This window comes from Nocardioides pyridinolyticus (genome assembly GCF_054653575.1).
In genome coordinates this window covers 1-21302 of record NZ_BAAIFY010000021.1, presented here as the reverse complement: position 1 = coordinate 21302, position 21302 = coordinate 1, and the positions used below count along the sequence as shown (strand labels likewise).

The 21302-nt window shown below is 69.9% G+C and carries 19 protein-coding genes; 2 read left to right on the top strand and 17 right to left on the bottom strand.

Annotated elements, in window-relative coordinates; translation table 11 throughout:
- Positions 1–39: 39 nt before the first annotated feature.
- The 17 genes from ACYQ0U_RS16820 to ACYQ0U_RS16740 all read right to left on the bottom strand — a co-directional run bounded on the left by ACYQ0U_RS16820 (position 40) and on the right by ACYQ0U_RS16740 (position 17683).
- Complete coding sequence (locus ACYQ0U_RS16820; RefSeq protein WP_459974964.1) at positions 40–1239, bottom strand: tyrosine-type recombinase/integrase; 1200 nt, start codon at positions 1237–1239, stop codon at positions 40–42.
- 72 nt (positions 1240–1311) lie between these two features.
- Positions 1312–1737 carry a hypothetical protein gene (locus ACYQ0U_RS16815; RefSeq protein WP_459974963.1) on the bottom strand — a complete coding sequence of 142 codons (426 nt, stop codon included), beginning with the start codon at positions 1735–1737 and terminating at the stop codon, positions 1312–1314.
- 142 nt (positions 1738–1879) lie between these two features.
- A complete protein-coding gene (locus ACYQ0U_RS16810) occupies positions 1880–2227 on the bottom strand; it encodes a hypothetical protein (protein ID WP_459974962.1) in 348 nt (115 codons plus the stop codon).
- A 5-nt stretch (positions 2228–2232) separates the two neighbouring features.
- Positions 2233–2934, bottom strand: coding sequence for a hypothetical protein (locus ACYQ0U_RS16805; RefSeq protein ID WP_056886535.1), 702 nt, complete (start codon positions 2932–2934; stop codon positions 2233–2235).
- Positions 2931–4409 (bottom strand): type IV secretory system conjugative DNA transfer family protein, encoded by a 1479-nt coding sequence (locus tag ACYQ0U_RS16800; protein ID WP_459974959.1) that lies wholly within the window; start codon positions 4407–4409, stop codon positions 2931–2933. Before ACYQ0U_RS16800 ends, ACYQ0U_RS16805 begins: the two co-directional genes overlap by 4 nt.
- Entirely contained in the window at positions 4406–4687 is a 282-nt protein-coding gene (locus ACYQ0U_RS16795; protein WP_148615166.1) for a hypothetical protein, read from the bottom strand. Before ACYQ0U_RS16795 ends, ACYQ0U_RS16800 begins: the two co-directional genes overlap by 4 nt.
- Complete coding sequence (locus ACYQ0U_RS16790) at positions 4684–5229, bottom strand: hypothetical protein (RefSeq protein ID WP_459974958.1); 546 nt, start codon at positions 5227–5229, stop codon at positions 4684–4686. Before ACYQ0U_RS16790 ends, ACYQ0U_RS16795 begins: the two co-directional genes overlap by 4 nt.
- 134 nt (positions 5230–5363) lie before the next feature.
- Positions 5364–8510, bottom strand: coding sequence for a VldE C-terminal domain-containing protein (locus tag ACYQ0U_RS16785; protein ID WP_459974957.1), 3147 nt, complete (start codon positions 8508–8510; stop codon positions 5364–5366).
- A 28-nt stretch (positions 8511–8538) separates the two neighbouring features.
- Positions 8539–10074: an ATP-binding protein gene (locus ACYQ0U_RS16780; RefSeq protein ID WP_170286127.1), complete on the bottom strand. Its 1536-nt coding sequence runs from the start codon at positions 10072–10074 to the stop codon at positions 8539–8541.
- On the bottom strand, positions 10074–11579 hold the full coding sequence (locus tag ACYQ0U_RS16775) for an SCO6880 family protein (protein ID WP_459974955.1): 1506 nt from the start codon (positions 11577–11579) through the stop codon (positions 10074–10076). Before ACYQ0U_RS16775 ends, ACYQ0U_RS16780 begins: the two co-directional genes overlap by 1 nt.
- 74 nt (positions 11580–11653) lie before the next feature.
- Positions 11654–13624 carry a type IV secretion system protein gene (locus tag ACYQ0U_RS16770; protein WP_459974953.1) on the bottom strand — a complete coding sequence of 657 codons (1971 nt, stop codon included), beginning with the start codon at positions 13622–13624 and terminating at the stop codon, positions 11654–11656.
- Entirely contained in the window at positions 13621–14397 is a 777-nt protein-coding gene (locus ACYQ0U_RS16765; protein WP_459974952.1) for a hypothetical protein, read from the bottom strand. Before ACYQ0U_RS16765 ends, ACYQ0U_RS16770 begins: the two co-directional genes overlap by 4 nt.
- A complete protein-coding gene (locus ACYQ0U_RS16760) occupies positions 14397–15263 on the bottom strand; it encodes a hypothetical protein (RefSeq protein ID WP_459974950.1) in 867 nt (288 codons plus the stop codon). Before ACYQ0U_RS16760 ends, ACYQ0U_RS16765 begins: the two co-directional genes overlap by 1 nt.
- Positions 15263–15547, bottom strand: a complete 285-nt coding sequence (locus ACYQ0U_RS16755; RefSeq protein WP_041547548.1) for a hypothetical protein — start codon at positions 15545–15547, stop codon at positions 15263–15265. Before ACYQ0U_RS16755 ends, ACYQ0U_RS16760 begins: the two co-directional genes overlap by 1 nt.
- Positions 15548–15595: 48 nt before the next feature.
- Entirely contained in the window at positions 15596–16450 is an 855-nt protein-coding gene (locus tag ACYQ0U_RS16750; protein WP_459974947.1) for a hypothetical protein, read from the bottom strand.
- On the bottom strand, positions 16447–16680 hold the full coding sequence (locus ACYQ0U_RS16745) for a hypothetical protein (protein WP_085894327.1): 234 nt from the start codon (positions 16678–16680) through the stop codon (positions 16447–16449). The genes ACYQ0U_RS16750 and ACYQ0U_RS16745 overlap by 4 nt, the downstream gene beginning before the upstream one ends.
- Before the next feature lie 49 nt (positions 16681–16729).
- A complete protein-coding gene (locus ACYQ0U_RS16740) occupies positions 16730–17683 on the bottom strand; it encodes a hypothetical protein (RefSeq protein ID WP_459974945.1) in 954 nt (317 codons plus the stop codon).
- Positions 17684–18204: 521 nt separating this feature from the next.
- Between ACYQ0U_RS16740 and ACYQ0U_RS16735 the strand changes: the two genes are divergently transcribed.
- Both ACYQ0U_RS16735 and ACYQ0U_RS16730 read left to right on the top strand, forming a co-directional pair.
- Complete coding sequence (locus tag ACYQ0U_RS16735; protein WP_459974943.1) at positions 18205–19158, top strand: hypothetical protein; 954 nt, start codon at positions 18205–18207, stop codon at positions 19156–19158.
- Positions 19159–19346: 188 nt separating this feature from the next.
- Positions 19347–21113 carry a Fic family protein gene (locus ACYQ0U_RS16730; RefSeq protein ID WP_459974941.1) on the top strand — a complete coding sequence of 589 codons (1767 nt, stop codon included), beginning with the start codon at positions 19347–19349 and terminating at the stop codon, positions 21111–21113.
- Positions 21114–21302 lie beyond the last annotated feature (189 nt).

Genomic DNA, 21302 nt, shown 5'->3' with positions numbered 1-21302 from the left:
CGGCCCTCTGCAGATGCGCGACTGCATCGATGTGGTCGCTCATGGCCGCGGCCCGCCGAACAGCACCGCCAGCACCTCGGGCGAGTAGCCGGCCGTGTCCACCGGTGGCGGCGGTGGTGGCGTCGGGCGGTCGGCCCGGTCACGGTGGTGAGCGAGCACCCGGGTGACGACTTCTTCCTCCCGTGGACGCAGGTAGATCTGGGTCGTGGTGATGTGGGCGTGGCCCAGCACCCACTGCACGTCGCTCAGCGACATCTTCGGGTCATCGACCATCCGTTGCGCGGCGGTGTGTCGCAAGTCGTGCAACGTCCAGGCGGTGCCCAGCGACTCGTTGGCGCGCTGCAGCATCCGCCTGGCCGCGGAGTAGGTCAGCGGGCGCACGGGACGGCGCCGAGTCAGCCACAACGCCTGCTCGCCGTCTGGGCGCCGTGTCTGCTGCTCGTAGAGCCGAAGCCACACGAACGCGTCCGCTGAGGCCGGCAGCCACTGCAGCCGACCCGAACCCTTCCGGTGGACCCCGATGCGCTGGTCGCCGACGTGCACGAGGTCGACGGTGACGCCGAGTAGCTCCGAGGCGCGGGCGCCGGTGGAGACGTAGAACGCCATCAGTGCCCGGTCACGGTCCGAGCGCAGCGTCGCGAACAGTTCGTCGAAGAGCCGGTCGGGCAGGTGTCGCGGGATCCGCTCGGGCATCTTCTGTCGGAACGGTGCCCGCGGTCCCGGCGCGAAAGGCTGCATCGGGTTGTGGTGCGCTTGGGACCTTCGTCCGGCTCGGTGGTCGGCGTTGGGCACCGGGTTGATCAGCGGCGCGTCGCCGGCGCGGATCCGGTCGGCGTAGAACATCTTCACCACCGCAAGCGCATGGTTGATGGTCGCCGGCGCGTACCCACGCCCCCGGCCCGCCGGGCCGACCAGCCGCATCCACAACACGAAGTCGCGTGCCTCGATCCGACCCGCGCGCTGCCAGGGCACCTCGATCGCGGCCAGGAACCGCCACCATCGCAACAGCGCCATCCCGTAGGAGCGCAGCGAACTGAAACTCGCGCCACAGGCCAGCATCGTGGCGAAGAACTCGCTGACCTCCACGACCGGCTCACCCGCGGCATCCAGCAACACCGTGCCTGGCGCTGCCTCGATGTGGGACACGGCGCCGACCCGCGGGACAACCAAACCCGTCACATCACGTTCCATCCCTATGCGTCCTTTCCGCTCGTCGTTCGTCGCGTCGAACGGCAGCACGCACAGTCTCGCGAGCGGTGGACTTCCACCTCCATCGGCGAGTCGCGGCAGCCCGGACGCTTCGGGGACGGCTCAGGACGCTCCAGTTGGTGCGGTCAATAGATCGTGGGCGGCCAGGCTCTGCACTGCGCCGGCGCTGAGGCCGGTGAGCGCGGCCCGCGCGAACACCACGGTGGGGGGACGACCAGCCCGGAAGCGGGTCACCGCGAGACCACCATCGCCCACGGTCCCATCGGCTTCCCCGGCGACCGGGGCGCCCAGGATCGCAACGACGTCGGTTGCCGGAGGCGGGACGTTCGCGACTGCGGCGACGGCGGCCATCGCCGCGGCGGCCCGCTGCTGCAGCACGACGTCGACCGGGCTTGTTTGCCCGCTGGCGCGCCAGCTGACCGACCAGGCGAGCAGGACCTTTGCAAGCGCCACGATCAACAGAACGGCTCCGCCGAGGTAGGCGATAGCCACCACGATGAGGAGCGCTGAGGTCAGCTGATCCGGCATCAGTTCTACGCCTGGGAGGTCGAAGGGGCGAGAACGCTCAGAATGGCTCTCCCACAACGAAGCGGTGTGTGACTACCCGCTGGCAGGGGTTTCCGTTCTCTCAGCGGCGTTCTAACGCCGTCTTGAGCCCGTCGTGCCCACTTCATCGCGATGCAGTGGGCGCGAGCTCCACGTCTGGGGTCGACCCCGTCGACGGGATTGCGCGGTCCTCGGCCGCTCGGCCGCGGGCGGCTGTCGCAGGCTCCTCGAGGTCCTCGGTCGCCTCGACCAGCTGACGCTGCTCCTCTGTGCTCGATACGCCGTAGCGGTGTTCGGCCATCGCCTCGACCTGTGCAACGGCGTTCCACACGTACTCACCCGAGCCGTGGGAGTAGCAGGCGTTGACGTGTTCGCGGGCGTGGCCGAGCTCCTTTTTGCTTGAGCGCGGGTGCTCGCCGAGAGCCTTGAGGGCGCGCTGGGCTCGGCCGATGGCCTCGGAGCGTTCGTTCATCTGCATCATTCGCGGGGTCCCTTCTCGGTGCGGGTGCGCGGCTGAGCGCCGCCCCGCTCGTCGTCGTGGATTTCGCCGGTGTCGAGGTCGACGAGGCCGAGCCGCGGTGGACCGGCCGGGGGTTGTTCGTGTGCCCGCCGGTTGACGGGCAGAGCGTCGATGTCGTGGGCGAACGTGTTCTCGCGGCGCTGGCGGCTGGTGTCGGCCAGGTGCTCACTGTGGCGCGGCTTGGCGGGCCAGCTCTTGTGCTCGTCGTCGCAGTGGGTGCGCAGCCTGTTGCGCATCCGGTCCGTGAACGCCGGCAGGGAGTAGCGGTGCCACTCCTCGAGCGCGTCGCTGGTCATCGCCAGGCCGGCCCGCCGGCGCTGGTCGGCCAGGACGGCGATCTCGTGGACCAGGTGCGGGTGCAGAGGCCAGCAGCTGGGGATGAGCCCGGAGACGTCCCAGGTGTACTCGCGGTTGAGCCAGATCACGACGTCCTCGAGCCACTCCCACAGGTCGTGACGCAGCTCGGGGTCCAGGCAGGTCGCCGGCTCCCAGGGCCGCGACAGCAGCGCGTGGTGGCCGAGGGCCTTCTTCTCCTCCTCGGTGCCGTTGATGGCGATGTGGAGCTCGCGGTAGGCGAGCCGGACGTGGTCCCCGGGGACGGGGAACGGGAAGACCATCAGCGTGGGTGCCGCCCGGCCGGTCTGTTGCTCGGTGGTCACAGTTCACTCCTTGCGTGGTCGGTCTCGTCGTCGACGAAGCCGAGACGGCGTGCCTCGACGAGCGCGGCGGTGGCTCGGGCCTCGGGGGTGATGACCATGCGCCGGTCGTTGGTGAGGCGCTCGCGCAGCGCCCGCTGGTCGGCCAGCAGTCGTTCGCCGGCCTTGCCTTCGACGCAGCGGTGCAGCTTGGCGATGATCGGCTTGCCGTTCTCGGCGACGACCAGAGCTTGGCGTTCGGGCAGTTGCCGGACTTCCTCGGGCCGCATGATCGGGATGTCGTCGCCGGAGAAGCTCCGGCCGCCGCCGTTGAACCCGCCCGAGGAATGGGTGACCCGCCCGATGCGGACCGTTCCGAGCAGGTCGGAGATCTCCTGGTTAAAGGCGACGTCCTTGGAGCCGCCGAACATCACCAGGGCGTTGGTGAGGCCGAGCAGTGCTCGGGCCTCGTGCTCACCGAAGATGCTGGTCAGCTGGGGCCGAGTCTGGGCGGCCCAAATGAACGACAGCCCCAGGGCGCGCTCGTTGGCCATCCGGGTACGCAGCGTCGGAAGCGGAGCGGTCGACGGCAGCTCGTCGAGCACCGAGACCAGGGGCGGGCACAGCCGGCCGCCCCACGAGGAGCTGTTGGCCAGCAGCAGGCCGGTGTCCAAGACGTGCTCGGCCACGGCGGTCATCAGCGGGCTCGCCGAGGCGTAGGGGTCTTCGCGGCCGAGCAGGTAGATGGTGCCGCGTCGACGGATCACGTCGGCCAGGTCGGTGGCTGGCCGTCCGGGGCTGGGAATGCAGCGTCGCCGGATGTCGGCCTGGAAGAACAGCGAGACCGACTGCTGCACCGTGGTGACGGTGTTTCCGGCGGTGCGGTCGTCACCGTTCAGCGCCCCGTGCAGGAGGCCGTGCCAAAACGGCTCGGCGTGCGGGTGCCGCCGCAGGATCTCCATCGGCTGGGTGGCTGCCGTGGGGTTGGCGACCCACTGCAGCACGTCCTCGAGCGTCCTATCGGTCAGCGCCGCGGCGTGGAAGTAGCCCTGCAGCACCTTCGCGGACTCGGCGGCGTAGAACCGCGCAGCATCGTCGCCGGTGCCGCCGGTGATCGCGCCCTTGACGGTGCCGGCGGTGAAAGCCTTGGCGCGCCGCTCGGCGACCTTCGGGTCCACGCAGCCGGCGATCGGGTCCCAGATCAGCTCGTCGACGACGCCCTCGGCCAGGCCGAAGGGGTCCAGCACCACGCAGGGTCGGTCGTCGCGAGAACGCTCGGTGAGGCTGAGCAGCAGGTCCTCGACCTTCGTCAGTGTCACCAGGGCGGCACCCGGAGCGCCGAGCAGCGCAGGGGTGAGCAGGTCGAGGGTCTTTCCGGATCCCTGCGGGCCGATTACGCCGGCGGTGCGGTCCCACGGCACCCACAGTTCGCCGCCTCGCGGCTCGTGGGCATCACCGATGCGCCAGCCCATGTCCCAGGGGTCGAACCTCAGCTTCATGGCGCCACCTCCGGAACGGTGTCCCCGCACGGGGCGAGGCATCGACGGCAGATCACCGCACTGCCGCGGCGTTCTTCTGCTCGGCGACCGAGGAGCAGGAAAGAGGCGTCGGACAGCAGGTCGCGCGCCTCGCAGAGGAGTTCCACCTGGCCGGCAGCCACGTAGTGGCGCTCGACGAGGACCGGCCGGTGTCCGCGGCGGCGACAGCTGCTGCCGCCCAGGCGGCGGCCGCGGGTGCGAAGTGTCGGGTTGCCGTGCAGTGGGGTCTCGTTGCTCATCGGTCTTCCTTCGTTCGCCGGCCGTGCAGGAGCCACGGGCTGAGGCCGTGACCCAGATGCGGGCCGGGTTGTTCGGTGAGGTCGCCGGCGGTGCGCTGGACCGGTGCTGGTGTCGCGGCGGCGTGCTTGCCGTAGAGGTCCGGGCGGACGATGCCGGCGACCTTGCGGAGCCGGGTGACGCCGAGCAGCTTCTCGGCCTCGGCTGCGGTCGCCATGCCGCGCATGCGGCCCGGGCCCCAGCGCTGGTAGGCCCACGCGCCGAGCCAGACGGTCGCGGTGAGCAGCGCGACCTCAGTCAGGGCGAGGCTGACCCAGACCAGGCCGCGACCGGCCAGACCGTCGGGAGTGGGGCTGGGCAGCCCGGCGTCGGCGTGTCCGCCGAGGACGCCGGGAAGGCTGGTCCAGAAGGCGGTGCCGATGGGTGAGGGGAACGCGCCGGCGTTGGCGTCGGGCCATGTCCATCCGGCGCCGGCGACCAGGTTCGCGACTGATCGTCCGAGTTGGATGCCGATGACAATGACGAACAGGGTCGCCAAAGCCACCGCTACGGGGATCTCCCAGGTCCACGGGTAGGGGTCTCGTCGTCGCTCACGCTGCATCGGTCTGGCCACCTCCAGGCGGTCGTGGGTCGTTGGGCCTCGCTGGTCACCTATGTGCTGTCAGGGCTCCGGTGCGATCACACGGCGTGACTCGGGCGTGATGCGTTCTCTGCGAGCCAGGTCGAGGGGTCGACGTTGTCGGGGCCGTAGATGGAGCCGTTCTTGAGGTGGACCTCGAAGTGGAGGTGGCAGCCGGAGACGTTGCCCTCCTTGCCGACCTGGCCGATCGGCTCGCCGGCTGCGACGGTCTGGCCGCGGCTGACGCTGACGGTCGCCATGTGGGCGTACCAGGTGGTCAGGGACCCGGCGCCGGTGGTGACCTTGACCAGCTGCGGCCCAGCCCAGGAACGCTGGGTGGTGTCGATCTCGATGGTGCCGGCGTGGGCGGCGTAGACGGTGGTTCCGCAAGGTGCGGAGAAGTCGGTGCCGGTGTGCCACTTGGACCAGGAAGGGCCGGTCTCGTGCCAGTTGTGGTTATCGGTCCCGACGTACTGCGCGGGCACCGGATAGACGACCTCGTCGCAGGAGGCGCCCTCGAGGCCGACCGGCTGGACGGAGGCGCCGGGCTTGACGTTGATGTGGACATGGTCGAGGTGGTTCTCGGTAGCGCTACCGCGGTCCTCCATCGGCCGCCAGCCCTCGCCTGCGCGGGCGACCGACCAGATCCGCTGGTACCAGATGATGTAGTCGATGCCGAGCTTCTGGGCATTGGCCTTGGCGTAGGCGGCGAGACGGTCGCCCTGCGCGCGGCCCGCCGCGGTGAGTGGCACCATGAAGTCGGCCGCGAGCCCGGCCGGGTGGCCGTTGGGGTCGGTGGCGCTCTCGCGGTAGCCGCCGACGGTCTTGATGTCGAACATAGGGCCGAGGATGTTGACCAGCTGGGTCAGCTGCGGCTTGACCGGGCCGAGGTTGTACGTGGCCTCCGCGGTGCCGGAGTCAACTGCGCACCCGGCGCTGCTGCCGGCGGTGGTGGCGGTCACCAGCGGGTGGTCGGCGATCTTGCTGGCCTGGGTGCTGGTGTCGACCGCGGCGCTGGCCCAGGTGAGGTTCGCGCCGTAGACGTGGTCGATCGGCGCGTCCTGCTTGGGCTTCTTGCAGGGCTCGGCAGAGCCGCCGAAGGCGTTGCTCAGCTCAGGGGTCAGTGCGCAGTGCGAGGAGTTGTTGCCGTCCTTGCCGTCGTTGAAGTCGCCCAGGATCACCGCAGGGGTGCCGGCGCCTGCGAGCTCGGTCATCGTGGCCAGCTGGCGGCGCAGCGCCTCCTCGCGGTGCCCGGCGGCGTTTCCTTGAGTGTTGGCCGGGTTGTGAATGCTCCAGACCCAGATCACCTGCCCGGTGGTCGTCGAGGTCAGTTGCACCAGGGGCATGCCGACGTCCTTGCCGCCGAAGTAGGGGATGTCGACGAGGCGGCCGTCGGTCTGCTCCCACTCGTTGCGGTCCCAGATCACCCGGTTCTGTGCCTTCCCGCTGGCCGGGTACATCCCCCACTTGGCCGCGTACTGGTTCTCCAGCGCTTGGGCCTGCGGGCCATGCACCTCCTGGAGGCCGGCGATCGAGATGTCGGCGTTCTCGATCGTGCGCATGGCGCCGGGCAGTCGCTTGTCCCAGGTGTCGTACCCGGGCCGCTCCCCCGGCTTGTCGGTGTGGCCGGCGCCGAGCAGGTTGAGGGTGCCGACGGTGATGGGGTTGACTGTCTCGCCCTGGCAGTTGGCGACGTTCGTGGTGAAGCCGTCGTCGGGCAGGTCGGGCAGGTCGCCGCCGAGCAGATCGGTGATGTCGCCGGCGACGTCCTCCCACTGGGCGTAGGCGTCGGGGTAGCCCGAGCGCTGGACGGCCTGCGCGGCCTGGGTGAGCGGCATGTTCTGCCAGCCGGGGATGTCGAGGAGGCCGGGGTTGCCGGTGTGCTGGGCCTGGCCGAAGAACGCGCGGGCCGCGAGGACGGGGTTGGTGATCTCGGCCCGGCTTCCCCAGCCGGCCGAGGGGCGCTGCTGGAACAGGCCGCCGGAGTCGCGGTCACCTCCGGTGAGGTTGACGAGCTTGGACTCCTGGATCGCGGCGGCGATCGCGATCTGCAGCCCGTAGCGGGGAATCTCGAGGTCGCGGGCGACCTGGGCGATGGTGATCGCGTTGCGGGCCTGGTCGGCGGTCATGGTCGGGTAGTTGGACGCGAACCGCAGGCGCATCAGCTGGGCGAGCACGTCGCCGACCGGCGGCTCGGCGGACGTCCGGGGGGTGGTCGCCGCGGGCACGATCCCGTCGGTCGTGGTGGTGGTCTCGGGCGCGCTCTCCGGGCCGGCGCCGTTCATGGCGATGCGAGCCGAGAGCCAGTGGTGGTCCGACACCATCGTGCCGTCCCAGCCCTGCTCGAGACGGGCGCCCTGGTGGTGCGGGAAGAAGATGAAGTCGACTCCGTGGTTGTGCCATCCGTAGCCGGCGGCCTTCATCTTCGCGGCCGCTGTCCAGGGGATGTCGGTGTAGGAGGCCTGGGTGTTCATGTCGCCGCCTATCAGCACCGGACCGTGGGCGGCCAGTGAGTTGCGCAGCTGCAGCAGGATGTCCATTCCGGCGCCGTACTGCTGGGGCCGGGTCAGCGGCGGGTTGCCGTGCTGCTTCGGCCAACGGTGCGGGTTGGTCATGTGGTGGGTGGAGACCACCGAGACCACGGAGCCGTCGGCGCGGCGCAGCATCACCCATGTCGCGAAGCGGTCCCACGTGACCGGACGCCCGTCGTAGAAGGTCTTGTCGTCGTCGACGAGTTGGACCCGGCCGCCGTTGACCTTCGTCCAGGTCGCGTTCTTCCAGAGGACGACGTTGCCCATGGCCTGCTCGGCGCCCGTGCCGGTGCCGGCCGGGGCTGCCACCCGGAAGGCTGAGTAGCCCGGCGTGGCGGCTTCGATCTGCTCCAGGCTCCAGCCGCTGGCCTCGTTGAGGGTGACGAACTCGGGGTTCTGGGACAGGACCTTGGGCATGGAGGCCCGGAACCCGTCGAGGCCGGAGCGGCGCGGGATGTTGGCCTGCGCCATGGTGATCTTGCCGTTGACCGGGCCGCCCACCGGGCCGTCGATGGCTCCGAGGTCACCGAGCTCGGTAGGTACGGTGCCTTGGCTGCTCTGGGTGCGGCACTCGGCGGCCGCGGTGGTCGTCATCACCACCATCAGCGTCACGAGGAATGGCAGCCCCATGAAGATGATCAGGACGGGCAGTCCCGCGAGCAGCAGCTTCTTCATGACAGGTCAGTCCCGAGGTCGCGCGCGCTCAGGCGGCGGACTCGATGGCCTCGTTGGTGTAGTAGAGCTTCTTCTCCAGCGGGTGGAGCACCGTCTGGACCTTGTAGGTGGCGTCGCCGATGCACCACAGGGCGCGGCCCTTGTCCTGCATGGCCCACCCGGAGACGAGGTCTTGGGCGATCGGGCCAAGCCCGAGCATGAAGTCGAGCTCGCGGGCGACACGGGGCTTCTGGGCACCGAGGATCTTGATGTCGGCCAGCTCGAGGAGGTCCTTGGCGATCATCGCGGCCTGGGAGTCGGCGTCGCCGACCGAGAGCAGGTCGGAGGGCTTGTGGAGGTTGCAGAACTGGATGTCGCCGCCCTTGCCGGCCATGCCGCGTGAGAGCCGCAGGTCGGCGTCGAAGCTCGCCACTGCGGCGGTTCCGAGGCGCATCTGCTTCCAGACCTCGTCGCGCACCACGATGCGCAGGTCGCCTGGCTCGGCGATCTCCCGCAGACCACGCCCCCAGGAGTTCATGCACAGCAGCGCGATGCCCACGGCCTCATCGCCCAGGCCGTCGAGCCGGGAGAGGCTGAACGACTGGATCGGGGCCCGCCAGTCGACCTCGATGTTGGTGAAGTCGTCGAAGAGGCCGGCCAGGGTGCCGGTGACCAGCTCGCCGAGCGCGTTGCGCAGCAGCCGGGTCTCGTCGAGGAACTGGCGGGTGTTCGCGTATTCGCAGGCCCGGACGAGCTCCTCGGTGGGGTTGCGCAGCAGGTCCCACAGCCGCGGGATGGTCGTCTCCTGCAGGACGCTGTTGCCGGCGGCGTAGCCGGTGAGGATCGCCAGCGCGTTGCGCACGACGTCGCTCTCGTCGGGGCCGAACGGCACCCGGCGCTCGTCGTCGATCTTCATGCTGCCGACCAGGCCTCGGACCAGGACGAGCCACCGCTTGAAGATGATCGTGGCTCGGCGCTGCGCCTCCTCGGCCGAGAGCTTCTCCCACCCGTCGCCGAGCGGCCCCATGGACAGCGGGTTGACCCGGGCCCAGAAGCCGGGGGCGATGACGAAGGGTTCGACACCGAGCGCGCGGCACAGCGATTCGTACTCGTCCTTGACGTCGCCAGTGACCAGGGTGCGGTAGCCGAACGGCATCATCCGGGTGCAGAACGCCTTGGTGGTGCCGGACTTGCCACTTCCCGGCTTGGCGAACTGGAAGATGTTGGGGTTGGTCGCAGGTACGTCGTCGCGCAGCACCCAACCGAACGGGTCGCAGTAGAAGCTGCCGCCGGAGAGCTGGTCGACGCCCATCTGGGCGCCCGTCGGGGGCAGGGCGGGAGCGGAGACGAAGGGCCAGAACACCGGGGCCTGGTCGCTGGTCATCCGCCAGGCCATCGCCGGGGCGGTGGCGGCGGCCCAGCCTCGGCCGCGGCGGGTGGCACCGCGGCGCGGCGCGTAGCGGAAGAGCCGGGGCTCCTTGGCCTCCGGGGCGAGCGTGGGGATCGTGGGCAGGTCGTGCCCGAAGTCGGAGAGCAGGGCTGCCATGTCGCGGCCGCCACGGCGGTTCCGGCGGGTGGTGGTCATCAGGCGTCTCCGCTCCGGGTCAGGCTCGTGCCGAGGGGGATGGTGGACGCGGCGAACCCGACGTCCTGGGCGAGGTCGAGGCGCAGCGGGGCGAACCCGGCGCGTCGGACCGAGGCGTCCAGGCGGCGGCCGAACTCGGTGATCCGCATCGACTTGGGGACGGTGACCGTGCACACGCCGTAGGGCCGGGTGAGCGAGTTGCCGCGGGCCAGCTTGGCGTCCAGGCCGCGGGCCTTGTGGGCTTCGTCGCGCTGCTTGGCGCGGGTCTTGCGGCCGAGCTTCTCGTTCATCCCCTCGGCCAGGTCGGCGGCCCACTCGGCGTTGCCGGACTGCCGGTCGGCCTTGGTCTGGGAAACGATCGGGTACGCGACGACGAACGATCGCCGCTCACCGAACTCGCTGGGGGTGAGGATCGGTGCCACGGTACCCATCGCGACGCCGCGGGTCGGCAGCTTGATGGTGGCGCTGACCGAGTTCCAGGCGTCGTGGCTGTAGTGCCGCACTGCGGCGTCGGCACCCGAGGGGCCGGCCATCGCCCACGGGACGTCGGCGTTGACGCTTGGGTCCTTCTCCCGCAGCGAGAGGGCCTCGACGATGCCGGCGCGGTCGCCGGGCGCGAATCCGGTCCGGCAGGCCAGCGCGAGCTCGGGGCTGGTGAGCCAGCGCACCGTCGTCATCCCCATCGGGCCGCGCAGCTGGGCCTCGATCTCGGCCATGAGCAGGTAGAGCTCGCGGCAGCGGCCCTCGAAGCCGCCCCCGGACTCTTTGGCCGACCTCGCGATCCGGGTCTCCGGGACCAGGATCGTCACGAACTGCTCGGTGCGCACCGATGCCTGGGTGAGGCCGTGGGCCAGGTCGCTGTTGACGAGCTCCGACAGCTCCGGGGCGTTGGGGCGGCGGTGACGGTTGACCCACAGGTCGCGCTCGGCGCCGTCCTCGGGGACGGTGCGCACCATGAAGAGGATCTCGTCGAGCTTCTCTGTGCGACCGGCGACGTCGAGCAGCCCGGCCAGGGCCTCGCCGTAGCGGGCGCGCTCTTCGGTGTCCTTCATGCCGATGCCGGGGTGCACGATCGAGGCCGTGACCGCCCAGGTCTTCATGGCGTGGTCCTCGATGATCGCTACGCGCTGCAGCTGCGAGCCGTGCGGCGGGCCGTCGTGGATCTGGACGCCCTGGAGGACCCCGGGCAGGTCCGGGGTGTCGAGGTCCTCGCCGCGGCCTTGGGTGGCCTTGGCACGGAACGAGGTCCAGCCGAACAGGCCGCCGACGGCGTACATCGTCGAGGCGAACACCCAGCCGGTGGCCGAGCGGCCGCGCACCGGGATCACGGTGATGGCCAGCAGGAACACCCAGACCAGGGCGAACAGAAACGCGGAGAACCACGCTCCGCGGCTGATTGCCCAGAACGCCGGCAGGCTGGCCAGCGCCAGGAACATCAGCTGGCCTCCGGAGAGGCCGAAGAACCAGCCGATGCGGTCGCGCTGGTAGTCGGCGTAGGTGGTCATCGTCGGCTTCCCTTCTGGTCAGTGAGGTCGGTGGGTGTCGATCGGCGCTCGAGGTGGGGCGGTCGGCGCATCGGTTACACCGCCACCGGTGGGATGCCGCCAGCTGCCGCGCCGGCGCCGCCGGCACCTCCTGCTGCTCCCCCGCCGCCGGCGGCCGGCATCTTGGGAGCGGCGTCAGCTCGTCCGCCGCCCTGGCCGCCTGAACCGCCGCCGTGGCCGCCGCCGGTGGGCAGCGTCGGCGGGGTGGGCGGCGCAGGAGGCGTGGGCGGGGTCGGCATCGACGAGTCCTCGTCGCTCTGGTCGCCGTTCTGCGACCCGGGGTGGGTCCCGCCCTGGCCGCCGGACTGGCCACCGGACTGCCGTCCACCCAGGCCGCTGAAGTCGGGGCCGTAGGTGCTCTGGCCGACACCGGCCTGGTTGGTCTCGTCCGACATCAGCGAGGTCGCCTTCGCGCCGGCGGAGTTGATCCAGCCCATGCCGCTCGACATGGCCTGGCCGACCGGGCCGAAGCTGCCCAGGGCGCCCTGGGTCGACTTGCTGAACCGGTCGCCGGTCGAGGCTTCGGCGCTCTGCTCGCCTGAGGAGCGGCCGTTGGCGTCGGTGGTCGACGCAGCCGACGAGCCGCCACCTGCGCCGCCGCCGCTGAGCAGGCCCTGGAGGCCGCCCTGGATGGCCATGCCCTGGCGGAACGACGCGCCGCTGGGGGTGCCGGGGTCGACGAAGGCCAGGAGCTTGAACAGGGACAGCGGGGCGACGACGCTGATCAGAATCGTCATCACGGCCGGCAGCGCGGTGCCGAACGCCTTGGCGGTGTCTTCGGCGAGGTGGGCGGCGACTCCGTTGGCGAACTGCACGCCGATGCCCAGCACCATCACCATCAGCACCGGGGTGAACGCCGCGGCGTGGAACCAGCGCAGCGACTTCCAGAACCAGGAGCGGGTGAACTCCGAGACCAGGCCGGCGGCCGCGAGCGGCCCGGTGGCGGTGAGCACCAGCAGGGACGCCGCGCGGGCCAGGTAGACCAGGACGTGCCCGATGGCGGCCAGCCACAGGAAGATCCCGAGGAAGGCAAGAGCGGTGGCCACGCCGGCGTCGGTGATGTCGTCGATGCCGAGTCCGCCGAGCGGGTCCCAGTCGGGCCAGCTCTGCACCTTGAGTAGCGACTTCATCAGCGCCTTGGTCAGCGCCCCGCAGGCAGCGATGATCATGACGCAATACCCGAACCAGCAGGCGCACACCAAGACGAACTGGCCGGACCCGATGAAGGCCCGGGCGAGGCTCTTGCCCTCGCGCTTGAAGGCCGCGGCGCCGAGCTGGATCATCGCCAAGATGACCACCAGGGCCAGCGCCAGCCACAGGGTGAAGGCGTAGACGTCCTTGCCCGGGCCGTCGGCGCTCAGGTCCGGAGTCAAGAATAGCTCGCTGAACGTGAGCACGATGCGCAGCACGAACAGGCCGGAGTTCCAGATCGCAAGCATGGCCGCGGTCCAGGCGTCGGCTGCGGCCTTGGCGATGACGTCCCCGATGGCCTCGAACGGGTTGGGGATGTCGCCCAGTCCGGGGATGCCGCCGCCGAAGAGGTCACCGACGTTCGGCAGACCGGGGATCCCGGGCAGCCCAGGGACGCCCGGAAGCCCGGGCAGTCCGCCGATGTTGCCGCAGATCGCGTCGAGGATCCCGCAGCCGTCGGGGAGCAGATCTCCCGCGCCGTCGAGCAGGTCGCTGGCACCGTCCTTCACATCGCCGGCGGCGTCCTTGCCGCAATCGATCGGGGCTTTGGCGCAGTCGACGGCGTCGCCGCCGAGGTCGCACAGGGCGTCGGGCCCCGGGCAGCCCATCTTGAGGTTGCGGGCCGGCAAAGTGCCGCTGGTCGCCACCGGGGCGACTGGAGCGAGGTGCGCTGTGCTGGCGGCTGGCTCGCTGGCCGCTGCGGCGGGAGGCTGGAGGGTCGAGGCAGCTCCGAGGAGCGTGGTGAGCACCAGGAGCGCCAGGGTGGCGATGCCGAGTCGGCTCGCCCGGCGCACGGCGGTGATGACGGTGTTCACTGGGGAGCTCCGTTGATCCGGATCCAGCCGGCCTTCTCAAACTCGGGGGTGCCGGGCGACACCGCCTGCGGCTGGCCCTCCGAGACCAGGTGCTCGATGTCCGCGTCGCTGCCCTGGACCAGTCGCCAGTCACCGTCCAGCCACCGCATCAGCTGGGTGCCGGCGTAGAGGCTGTCCTTGACCTGGCCGTCGGCGGTGGTGAGGGTGACGTAGCTGAGCAGGTTCACCGCGTAGTAGCCGGTGTCGAGCTGCTCGAGGGTGTAGGCGACCGGGGTGACGGCGTACGACGCGGGGGCGGGCACGTCGCCCTCCTTCGCGACGCCGGCCTGCTGGCGGCGCAGCGCGATTGCGGCGCGGGAGCGCTCCTCGAAGACGGCCTTGTCCTCGGGGTTGGCGTAGAGGCGGGCGACGGTGACGGCCTGGTCGTAGTCGAACCCGAGCTGTGCCTTGGCCAGCTCGACCTGAAGCGCCACGGCGCCCAGGTCGGTGGCCGGGAATCCTGTCGGGTAGCCGTCGACCTGGTCGTCGCCGGTCGGGATCACGACGCCGTCGGCCGGTGCGGTGTCCGGTGCGACCTGCTCGACCGATGCGTTCTCGACCGTCTGGCTCGAGTTGTCCCCGCCGGTGGTGTCGGGGCCGCCGGAGTCGTCGTCGGCCCGGGTGCGAGCACCGAGCCAGACGACGGTGGCCACCATGCAGGCGATCGCCACCAGGATGCCGATGTGCACCAGGGTGGCCCGTGAGTCGTCGTTGCCGGTCGTCAGGTTCTTCATCAGTGGTCCCCTTCGATGTGGTCAGGGTCAGTGGTGTCGTCGGTCGACCAGGTGCGCCAGCCGGCCTCGTGGGCCAGCTGCGTGCCGGGCCAGGTCGCGGGGGCGGGTGCGGGCGGGGCGCCGGGGGCGACCATCCAGCGGCCGCCGACCCACTGCATGCGCTCGCAGTGAGCGAAGGCGATCTGGCCTTCCTGCTTGTAGGAGGCGGTGACCTTCATCAGCACGCAGACGGTGGTCCAGTCGGGCCCGTCGGTGCCCTTCACGAGCGCGGCGGCCGGCTCAAGGGAGACCGAGGAGCTGGGGTCCTTGACCTCGCCCATTCCGGTGCTGGTCAAGAAGGCCTGGACGCTGGCGGTGATCCACCACTCGTCGGCGCGGACCCCGCCGGGCAGGGCCCAGGCGTTGTAGACCTCCGCCGCCGTCGTCAGGCTCATCGACTGAAGGACCGCGAGGTCGATCTGCGCGAGTTGCCCGATCGCGCCCTCGGGGGTGTGCGGGAACCCGGTCATCACGAACGCCGGTCCGTTCACACCGGTGCCAGCCGGGATCTTGATGAGGGGCGCCTTGGCGCTGGTGGTCTCGGCCGGGAAGGCGGCGTTCTCGGGAACGGCCAGCATCGGCTCGGCCGCTACCTGGTCGCGGTGCACGGCACCCTGGGCCACCGTCGAGCGATCGGTCTCGCCGGTGGCGACGTCGGTGTTGGCGCTGGCTTCCTCGCCGATCCCGGCGACGGCCAGGTAGAGCGCGTAGCCGAGGCCACCGAGCAGGAGCGCAGCCACGACGGCGGCGGCGACCAGGATTCCGAGCAGGCGGCGCCGGCCCCACTCCGTGGCGCCTTCGGCCTTCTTCGTGGCTGCGCGCCGCATCAGATGCAGCCCTTGCCGAGGATCCCGTTGAGCATGCCGGGCAGGACCAGGTAGGCGATCGCGCAGGCGAACACGACCACCACCGAGATCACCCCGACCTTGGAGGCGTGCGGCAGTGAGAACACGCGGCCGGCGATGATCGCGCCGATGGCGATCACGATGCCGAGGCCGAACAGGACGATGACGCCCCACAGCACGTAGCTGGTGATCTCGTTGGTGGGTCCGACGGCACCCGGCGGCGCCTTCGGGCAGACCTGGGCGGCCATCGGGAGGAGAGCGGTCATGACGTCCATGGGTGGACTTCCCTTCTGGGTTTGCTGACCCGGTGCGGGTCAGGCGCTTTCGCTGGTGTCGGTGGGTAGGTGGGCGGGCTCGAGCAGCTGACGGGCTGCCGAGATGAGGGGGGCCGGGACGGGCCGGGAGTCCAGGCCGTTGACCTCGAGCTCGCGGTCCTCGGGGATCTCCACGCACCGGTCCGCGACCAGGGCGCGGCGTACGGCGGGGCCGCCGGCGTGCTCGAGGCCCCGGGGCCACTTCTTGCGGCGCGGCCCACGCACGGCGAGGGCGATCTGCTCGGGCTGCCAGTGGTTAGCCAGCAGCTCGAGCGCGACCGAGGCGCGGCGCATCCCGGGGACGGTGGCGGTGGTGACCAGGACGATCTGGTCGGCGGTGCGGACGGCCTCGGCGAGCCAGCAGTCGGTGGCCAGCAGCTGACCGGCTTCCCAGCCGACGTCGAGGATCGTCAGCTGGATCTCGTTCTCTGCGTCGATCGGCAGCGGGATCTCGTCGACGCCGGCGAGGACCTCGCTGGCCCGCTCGAGCAGGACGTGGTCGCGCTTGCCCTGACGCCAGTCGGTCGGGTGAAGGCCGAGCTCGGCGGTACTTGCCGCGGCGAGACCAGAGGCGGTGACCGAGCAGCACTCGATCACCCGGACCGGGGCGGCGGCGGCCAGGCCGGCTGCCAGGGCGATGGTGCTGGCTCCCACCGACCCGGCGCATCCGAACACGGCGATGGTGTGCTCCCCCGCGGCTGGCGACCAGTCGCCCGCGGCGGCGGTGCCGCGGCCGCGGGGTCCCTTGCCGGTGCCGGCGCCGGCGCCGGCGCGGAACTCGCCGGCGTTCACGGCGTCCCAGGCTCGCTTGAGCTCGTCGACGCCGACCGGGCGGCTCGAGGTCTGGGTGCTCACTTGGCCTCCCCGATACCGCCGCGGCGGAACTCGAGCGCGGCACGGACCTCAGCCGGTGTCAGGCTTGCCAGCTCTGCCTTGGCGGCCTGGACTTCGTGCAGTTGGGCGACGCAGCCGGTGAGCTGCTCGATCGCCTCGATCTCGCGGCCGGCGATCGCGAACAGCTCGGCGATCTTCTCCGGCGTCCGGCACTCGCCGTCGTCCTGGGTGTTTGTCATGGGCTTCACCACCTCCAGTCGCCTATGTGTCGTGGGGCGGTGGGAGCGATCACGGTTGCGGTCATTCGTCATGGCCGAACTTCCTCGGGACGGCCGCGGCGAGGGCGCGCATGCTGCGCGAGCCGTGGCGACGGACGGTTGCCTCGGACACCCCGACCCGCGGCGCGACCCGGCTGGACACCTCGTTGCTGAGCAGGCCGCCGTAGCCGCGAGCGAGGTTGCGGGTCTCGACTCGGTCGGCCTCGTCGACCAGGCACAGCAGCAGGTACCGGTCGGCCGGGCTGATCACCTGGTTGTCGCAGGCCCACGCCAACAGCTCGAGGAGCTCCTCGGTAGCCGACGGCTCCTCCTGCTCGGGACCGGCGTCGGCGAGGATCTCGGGACGGTGGAACAGGGCGCCGGCAACCCGTTCGGTCGGCATCGCGGCGGCGCTCCACGCTCCTGCGTCGCCGTCGGCCAAGTCGCCGGACGAGAAGGACTCCACGAGGGTGGTGTTCGCCCACGTGCGGTCGGCCCGGGAGACGTAGAAGAAGTCACCGACCTCGCGGAGGACGCCGACGCGGGTGTTGATCAGGATGTTCGCGGCAACCTTGCGCAGCCGGCGCCACTTGAAGGTCCGGACCTCGATCCACAGCTGGGAGGCCACGAGCTCGTCGATCCGCTCGACGGCCGACCAGGAGCCTGCCGCGACGGGCTGGCTGTCGCGAAAGACCTCGCGGGGAGGGAGGGTGCTCAGCCAGCCGGCCAGCCGACACGCGCCGGGCAGTAGGCACTTGGCGAGCGCGGCCGCAGCGGCGATGTCGTCGCCGCCCTCGGGAGCCGCCAGCATGGCCAGCGCCAAGAGGACCTCGTCAGAGGCTGCGCTGCCCACCGAGGGCAGCCAGGCCCGGAGGTCGTCGAACTCCTCGACGACTCCAAGCCGTGGATCCGCGGCCACCCAGGCCGGCCACTTCTGGCGGGCCTGGTCGAGCAGTTCGCTGTTGTCGTCGAGGCCGAGCTGGTCACCCACACTCATCGCACTCGCTCCTTTCGTCCGTGGCTGTGCACGGCAGAAAGGTCGCGAGCGGGCGTCCCCGCATCCGTCCCCCCAAACCCCTGATTTGGAGGGGGACGCAGAGGGGGGACGCGCGTTTCCGCAGGTCAGAGGGCGTCCCCCCGAAAGTTGCAGAAACTTCTTGACCAGGGTGGCGCGAGGCCTGTTGTCGAGATGCAGCCAATCTTGAGCAAACGACAAGTCGCTCAAGATCTACTGGCGTGGTCGACTATTCACGGTCAGTGACGGCGAAGTCGAAGGTGCTAGCTCGTCACTCCGTGGCGTGATGGTGTCGAGATGCAGCGAACTTTGACAATTCGCTGTCAACGTCAAGATCTACAAGGGTGGTCGACTTTTATGGGCAGGTGGGAGGTCGGGTGCGCTTCAAGTCGATGCGAGATGCCGGGGGAGCGACTCATGGTGGGTGGCATGCGGCTTCTGCCACGACGGCGACATCTTCCGGCTGGCCGGCCTTGTGCACTCGTGACGCCTAGGCTGCGCGCATGGGTGTCGAGGGTTCGTCTATGTCGAGACCGTGGCGGCTGGGTGCGGTAGAACGTCAGGCGGTGCGAGTGCTGGAGCACCTCGCGGACACCAGCCGGCAGTTCGTTGAGGACCTCGACGGTCTAGGCGTCGAACGTGACGACCTGTACGCGTTCCTCAACGACCTCGAGCGGCGCCACTTGGTGGAGCTGCAGCCGCGGCGCATCATGAATTTGGCGCAGGCGTACCCGGGTGCCCGGCTAACCGGGCAGGGTGCGTCGTACGTGGAAGATGTCCGAAGCCGCCGCACCGACGCTGTTGCAAGGGCGAGGGCCGCGCGCTGTGAACTGCTGATGTGGCTCTACGACGCGGGAGCGGCGATGCCGGTCACGACCAGGTTGCTAGACCAGGACCCGCCGTCGCTGTTCTACGGCGAGGCGTTCACCGAGAAGGATGTCATCAACGCCGGTAGGTACCTCCTCGACGCGGGGCTCATCCACGGACCCACCGCATGGGGCTCGCAAGGCGCCCCCATCCGCACGGCGCTCACGCCGGATGGTGTGCGTTGTGTGGAGGATTTCGACGCCGATCCCGCTCAGATGAGACGCCCGCAGTCGCCTGATTCCCCGACGTACATGCAGGTGAACTACCAGCCTTCGGGCCCGGTCGCTCAGGGCAACCACGCGCAGGCCGTAGCGACCAATGGCCCAAGCGCCGCCGACATCGCAGCGATTCGGGACCTCCTCACAGCCGCGGTGCAAGCCGTGGCTAACGCGGAAGACCGCGACGAACTGCAGACGCACGTCGACGACTTCATCACTGCGGTTGATGCGGAGCAGGTCGACGTGGAGCAGGTGAAGAGGCGGGCCAATATGTTGAACCGCGCCGCTGGTCGCGTCGGTGACGTCGCCTTGACGACGGCCACGAGCGAAGGCACCCGCCGCGCAATCGAGTGGTTCACCAACCTCATGTGAAAGGTGCCCGGGCTGAGCTATGAGGTGTCGTCATCCACCGTCTGCCCAGCGAGTGTCGGTGACGGCCGGTACTTTCGCGACATGGTCAAGGAGGCGCACTCTGCAGAGGTCGGCGTATGTCGCGCCGGCGCCGAGTCGCAGACGCCGGGCCAGCCACCCGGGCCAGCGATGCGACGGGAGAGCAGGTTGTGAAGGAACGTGCACGCGTCAGCGAGCTGGCGCACGAGTTCGGAACCACCCCCGAGGCCCTCCTGAAGATCCTGTGGCGACGCGGCTTTCCCGTCCGAAGCACCACGTCACGGCTCGACGCCCAGGCCGTGGAGTGGCTCAAATTCGAGTTCACCATCGACCAGCCCGTACCTCTGCCCCCGGTCCGCGTCGTCGACAACCTGCTGCCGAACCGGGCGACCATCCGGTATGACGCTCCACGGCCACGAACAGGCTGGCAGTCATGGAGGTCGCGACGCTTCGAGGCGACGCTTGCCTTCGAGAACGCCTGGCCACGCGAGACCCGGCGTCGCTCACAACGCGAAGAGCCGGCACTCGGAACGAGCGCCGCAGAATACGCGGGCCTCGACCTGACCCACGTACACAACGGCCTGGCCGGGTCGCCCTACTCCCTCCCGGACGAGCAAGCCACCTACCTCACCACTAACTTCCTCCCACGCGTGGCAGCGCTGTCCCTCCGTGCGCAACGTGAACAGAGCCGGATAGCGACAACCCGGACCGCACGCCTCAAGCGCATCGCCCGCTCGACCGAGATCTACGAAAGCAACAAGATCGAAGGCCTCGGACCAGACCTCGCCACCACCGACCAGGTCCTGCACGACCACGACCTGCTGCGGGCGACGACCGGCGTCTGGGCGGCCGAACGCGCCATCGAGCGCTGCCTCAACGCCGAGCCGAAGATCAGAGACGTCGTCGGCCTCGGCGCGGCACGACTACTCGCCGAACACTTCTGCGCCGACCCGACCAGGCCTCTCACCGGCAGCGACATCCGCGAGTTGCACGAACTCATCCTCGTCGGCGACCGACGCGGCGGAAGCTACAAGGCCTTCACCAACGAGATCGGCGGATCAAGCCACATCCCGCTCCTGCCATCCGACACCCCGGCGGCCATGTCCCACCTCGTCACCTGGCTCGCCGACACGCAACTTTCGCCGCTCTGGCGTGCCGCCGTCGCACACGCCTGGCTCACCCACATCCACCCGTTTCACGACGGTAACGGCCGAGTCGCACGACTACTCGCCAACCTCGTCCTCATCCGCAACGGAATGCCGCCACTGATCGTCAGCGCCGCTTCAGACCGGGGCGCATACCTCGACGCGCTCGCCTCCTCCGACGAGGGCGGCGACATCCTCCCCCTCGCCCGCGTCTTCCGCGACGTCCTCAGCCGAGGCGTACAAGACCTTGCCGACCCCGCGCTCGCAACGCAGGTCTACAAGACCGAAACGCAACCCAGTCCCGAGTCCGTGCAAGCTCGATGGAGCGACATACTCACCGAGTTCCTCACCGAGCTCGCACCCCACCTCCTCCTCCACCGTCTCAACACGTACCTCATCGGCGACATCACCGCAGCAGACCTCACACGCATCGGCCGCGGAAGACTCGAGAACGCTTGGGTCGCCAAGATCGCCACCGACGCCACCAGCCGCGACCTGCTGCTCCACGTCGCCGCTGCAACCATTCGACCGCGCCGCAGCACCGCCGCCACCGCGCCCTCCCCGTCCATCTTCGTGAGCATCAGAAACACCCGACCGCTCGACGCACGCCAGTACCTCCCAGTCGGCAGCCAAGGGTCCTTCGCCTACGAGTTCCATCCACTCGTCGACACAGGCGAGGTGCTCATCCGTCGCAACGCAGCGGTCAACCGCTATCCAGTCCACGAGGCCGCGAACAAGGCAGCAGAACATCTCGCTCGCGCTCATCGTCAGCTCATCGGCAGGCCGTCCTAATTGTCGCACCGCACTCGTCGCCGCTGGACTCCTCCCATCGCTGTTTGAACCCACGGCTCGACGTACCTCCGCAGCCTGCGACGCGAACGTCCTATGCCGCGATGATGCGTCTATCCGCCATTGACGAGGTTGCCACTGCCGTCCCCCACGGGGATGGGCTCGCGGAGCGACCCGGTGCGGGATGGGCTC

What these genes read in the sequence shown, in the direction of transcription:
- ACYQ0U_RS16780 (WP_170286127.1), bottom strand. Translation starts at nt 10,074, where the DNA reads ATGACCACCACCCGCCGGAACCGCCGTGGCGGCCGCGACATGGCAGCC.
- ACYQ0U_RS16800 (WP_459974959.1), bottom strand. Translation starts at nt 4,409, where the DNA reads ATGAAGCTGAGGTTCGACCCCTGGGACATGGGCTGGCGCATCGGTGAT.
- ACYQ0U_RS16810 (WP_459974962.1), bottom strand. Translation starts at nt 2,227, where the DNA reads ATGAACGAACGCTCCGAGGCCATCGGCCGAGCCCAGCGCGCCCTCAAG.
- ACYQ0U_RS16795 (WP_148615166.1), bottom strand. Translation starts at nt 4,687, where the DNA reads ATGAGCAACGAGACCCCACTGCACGGCAACCCGACACTTCGCACCCGC.
- ACYQ0U_RS16815 (WP_459974963.1), bottom strand. Translation starts at nt 1,737, where the DNA reads ATGCCGGATCAGCTGACCTCAGCGCTCCTCATCGTGGTGGCTATCGCC.
- ACYQ0U_RS16735 (WP_459974943.1), top strand. Translation starts at nt 18,205, where the DNA reads ATGGGTGTCGAGGGTTCGTCTATGTCGAGACCGTGGCGGCTGGGTGCG.
- ACYQ0U_RS16740 (WP_459974945.1), bottom strand. Translation starts at nt 17,683, where the DNA reads ATGAGTGTGGGTGACCAGCTCGGCCTCGACGACAACAGCGAACTGCTC.
- ACYQ0U_RS16755 (WP_041547548.1), bottom strand. Translation starts at nt 15,547, where the DNA reads ATGACCGCTCTCCTCCCGATGGCCGCCCAGGTCTGCCCGAAGGCGCCG.
- ACYQ0U_RS16760 (WP_459974950.1), bottom strand. Translation starts at nt 15,263, where the DNA reads ATGCGGCGCGCAGCCACGAAGAAGGCCGAAGGCGCCACGGAGTGGGGC.
- ACYQ0U_RS16785 (WP_459974957.1), bottom strand. Translation starts at nt 8,510, where the DNA reads ATGAAGAAGCTGCTGCTCGCGGGACTGCCCGTCCTGATCATCTTCATG.
- ACYQ0U_RS16765 (WP_459974952.1), bottom strand. Translation starts at nt 14,397, where the DNA reads ATGAAGAACCTGACGACCGGCAACGACGACTCACGGGCCACCCTGGTG.
- ACYQ0U_RS16775 (WP_459974955.1), bottom strand. Translation starts at nt 11,579, where the DNA reads ATGACCACCTACGCCGACTACCAGCGCGACCGCATCGGCTGGTTCTTC.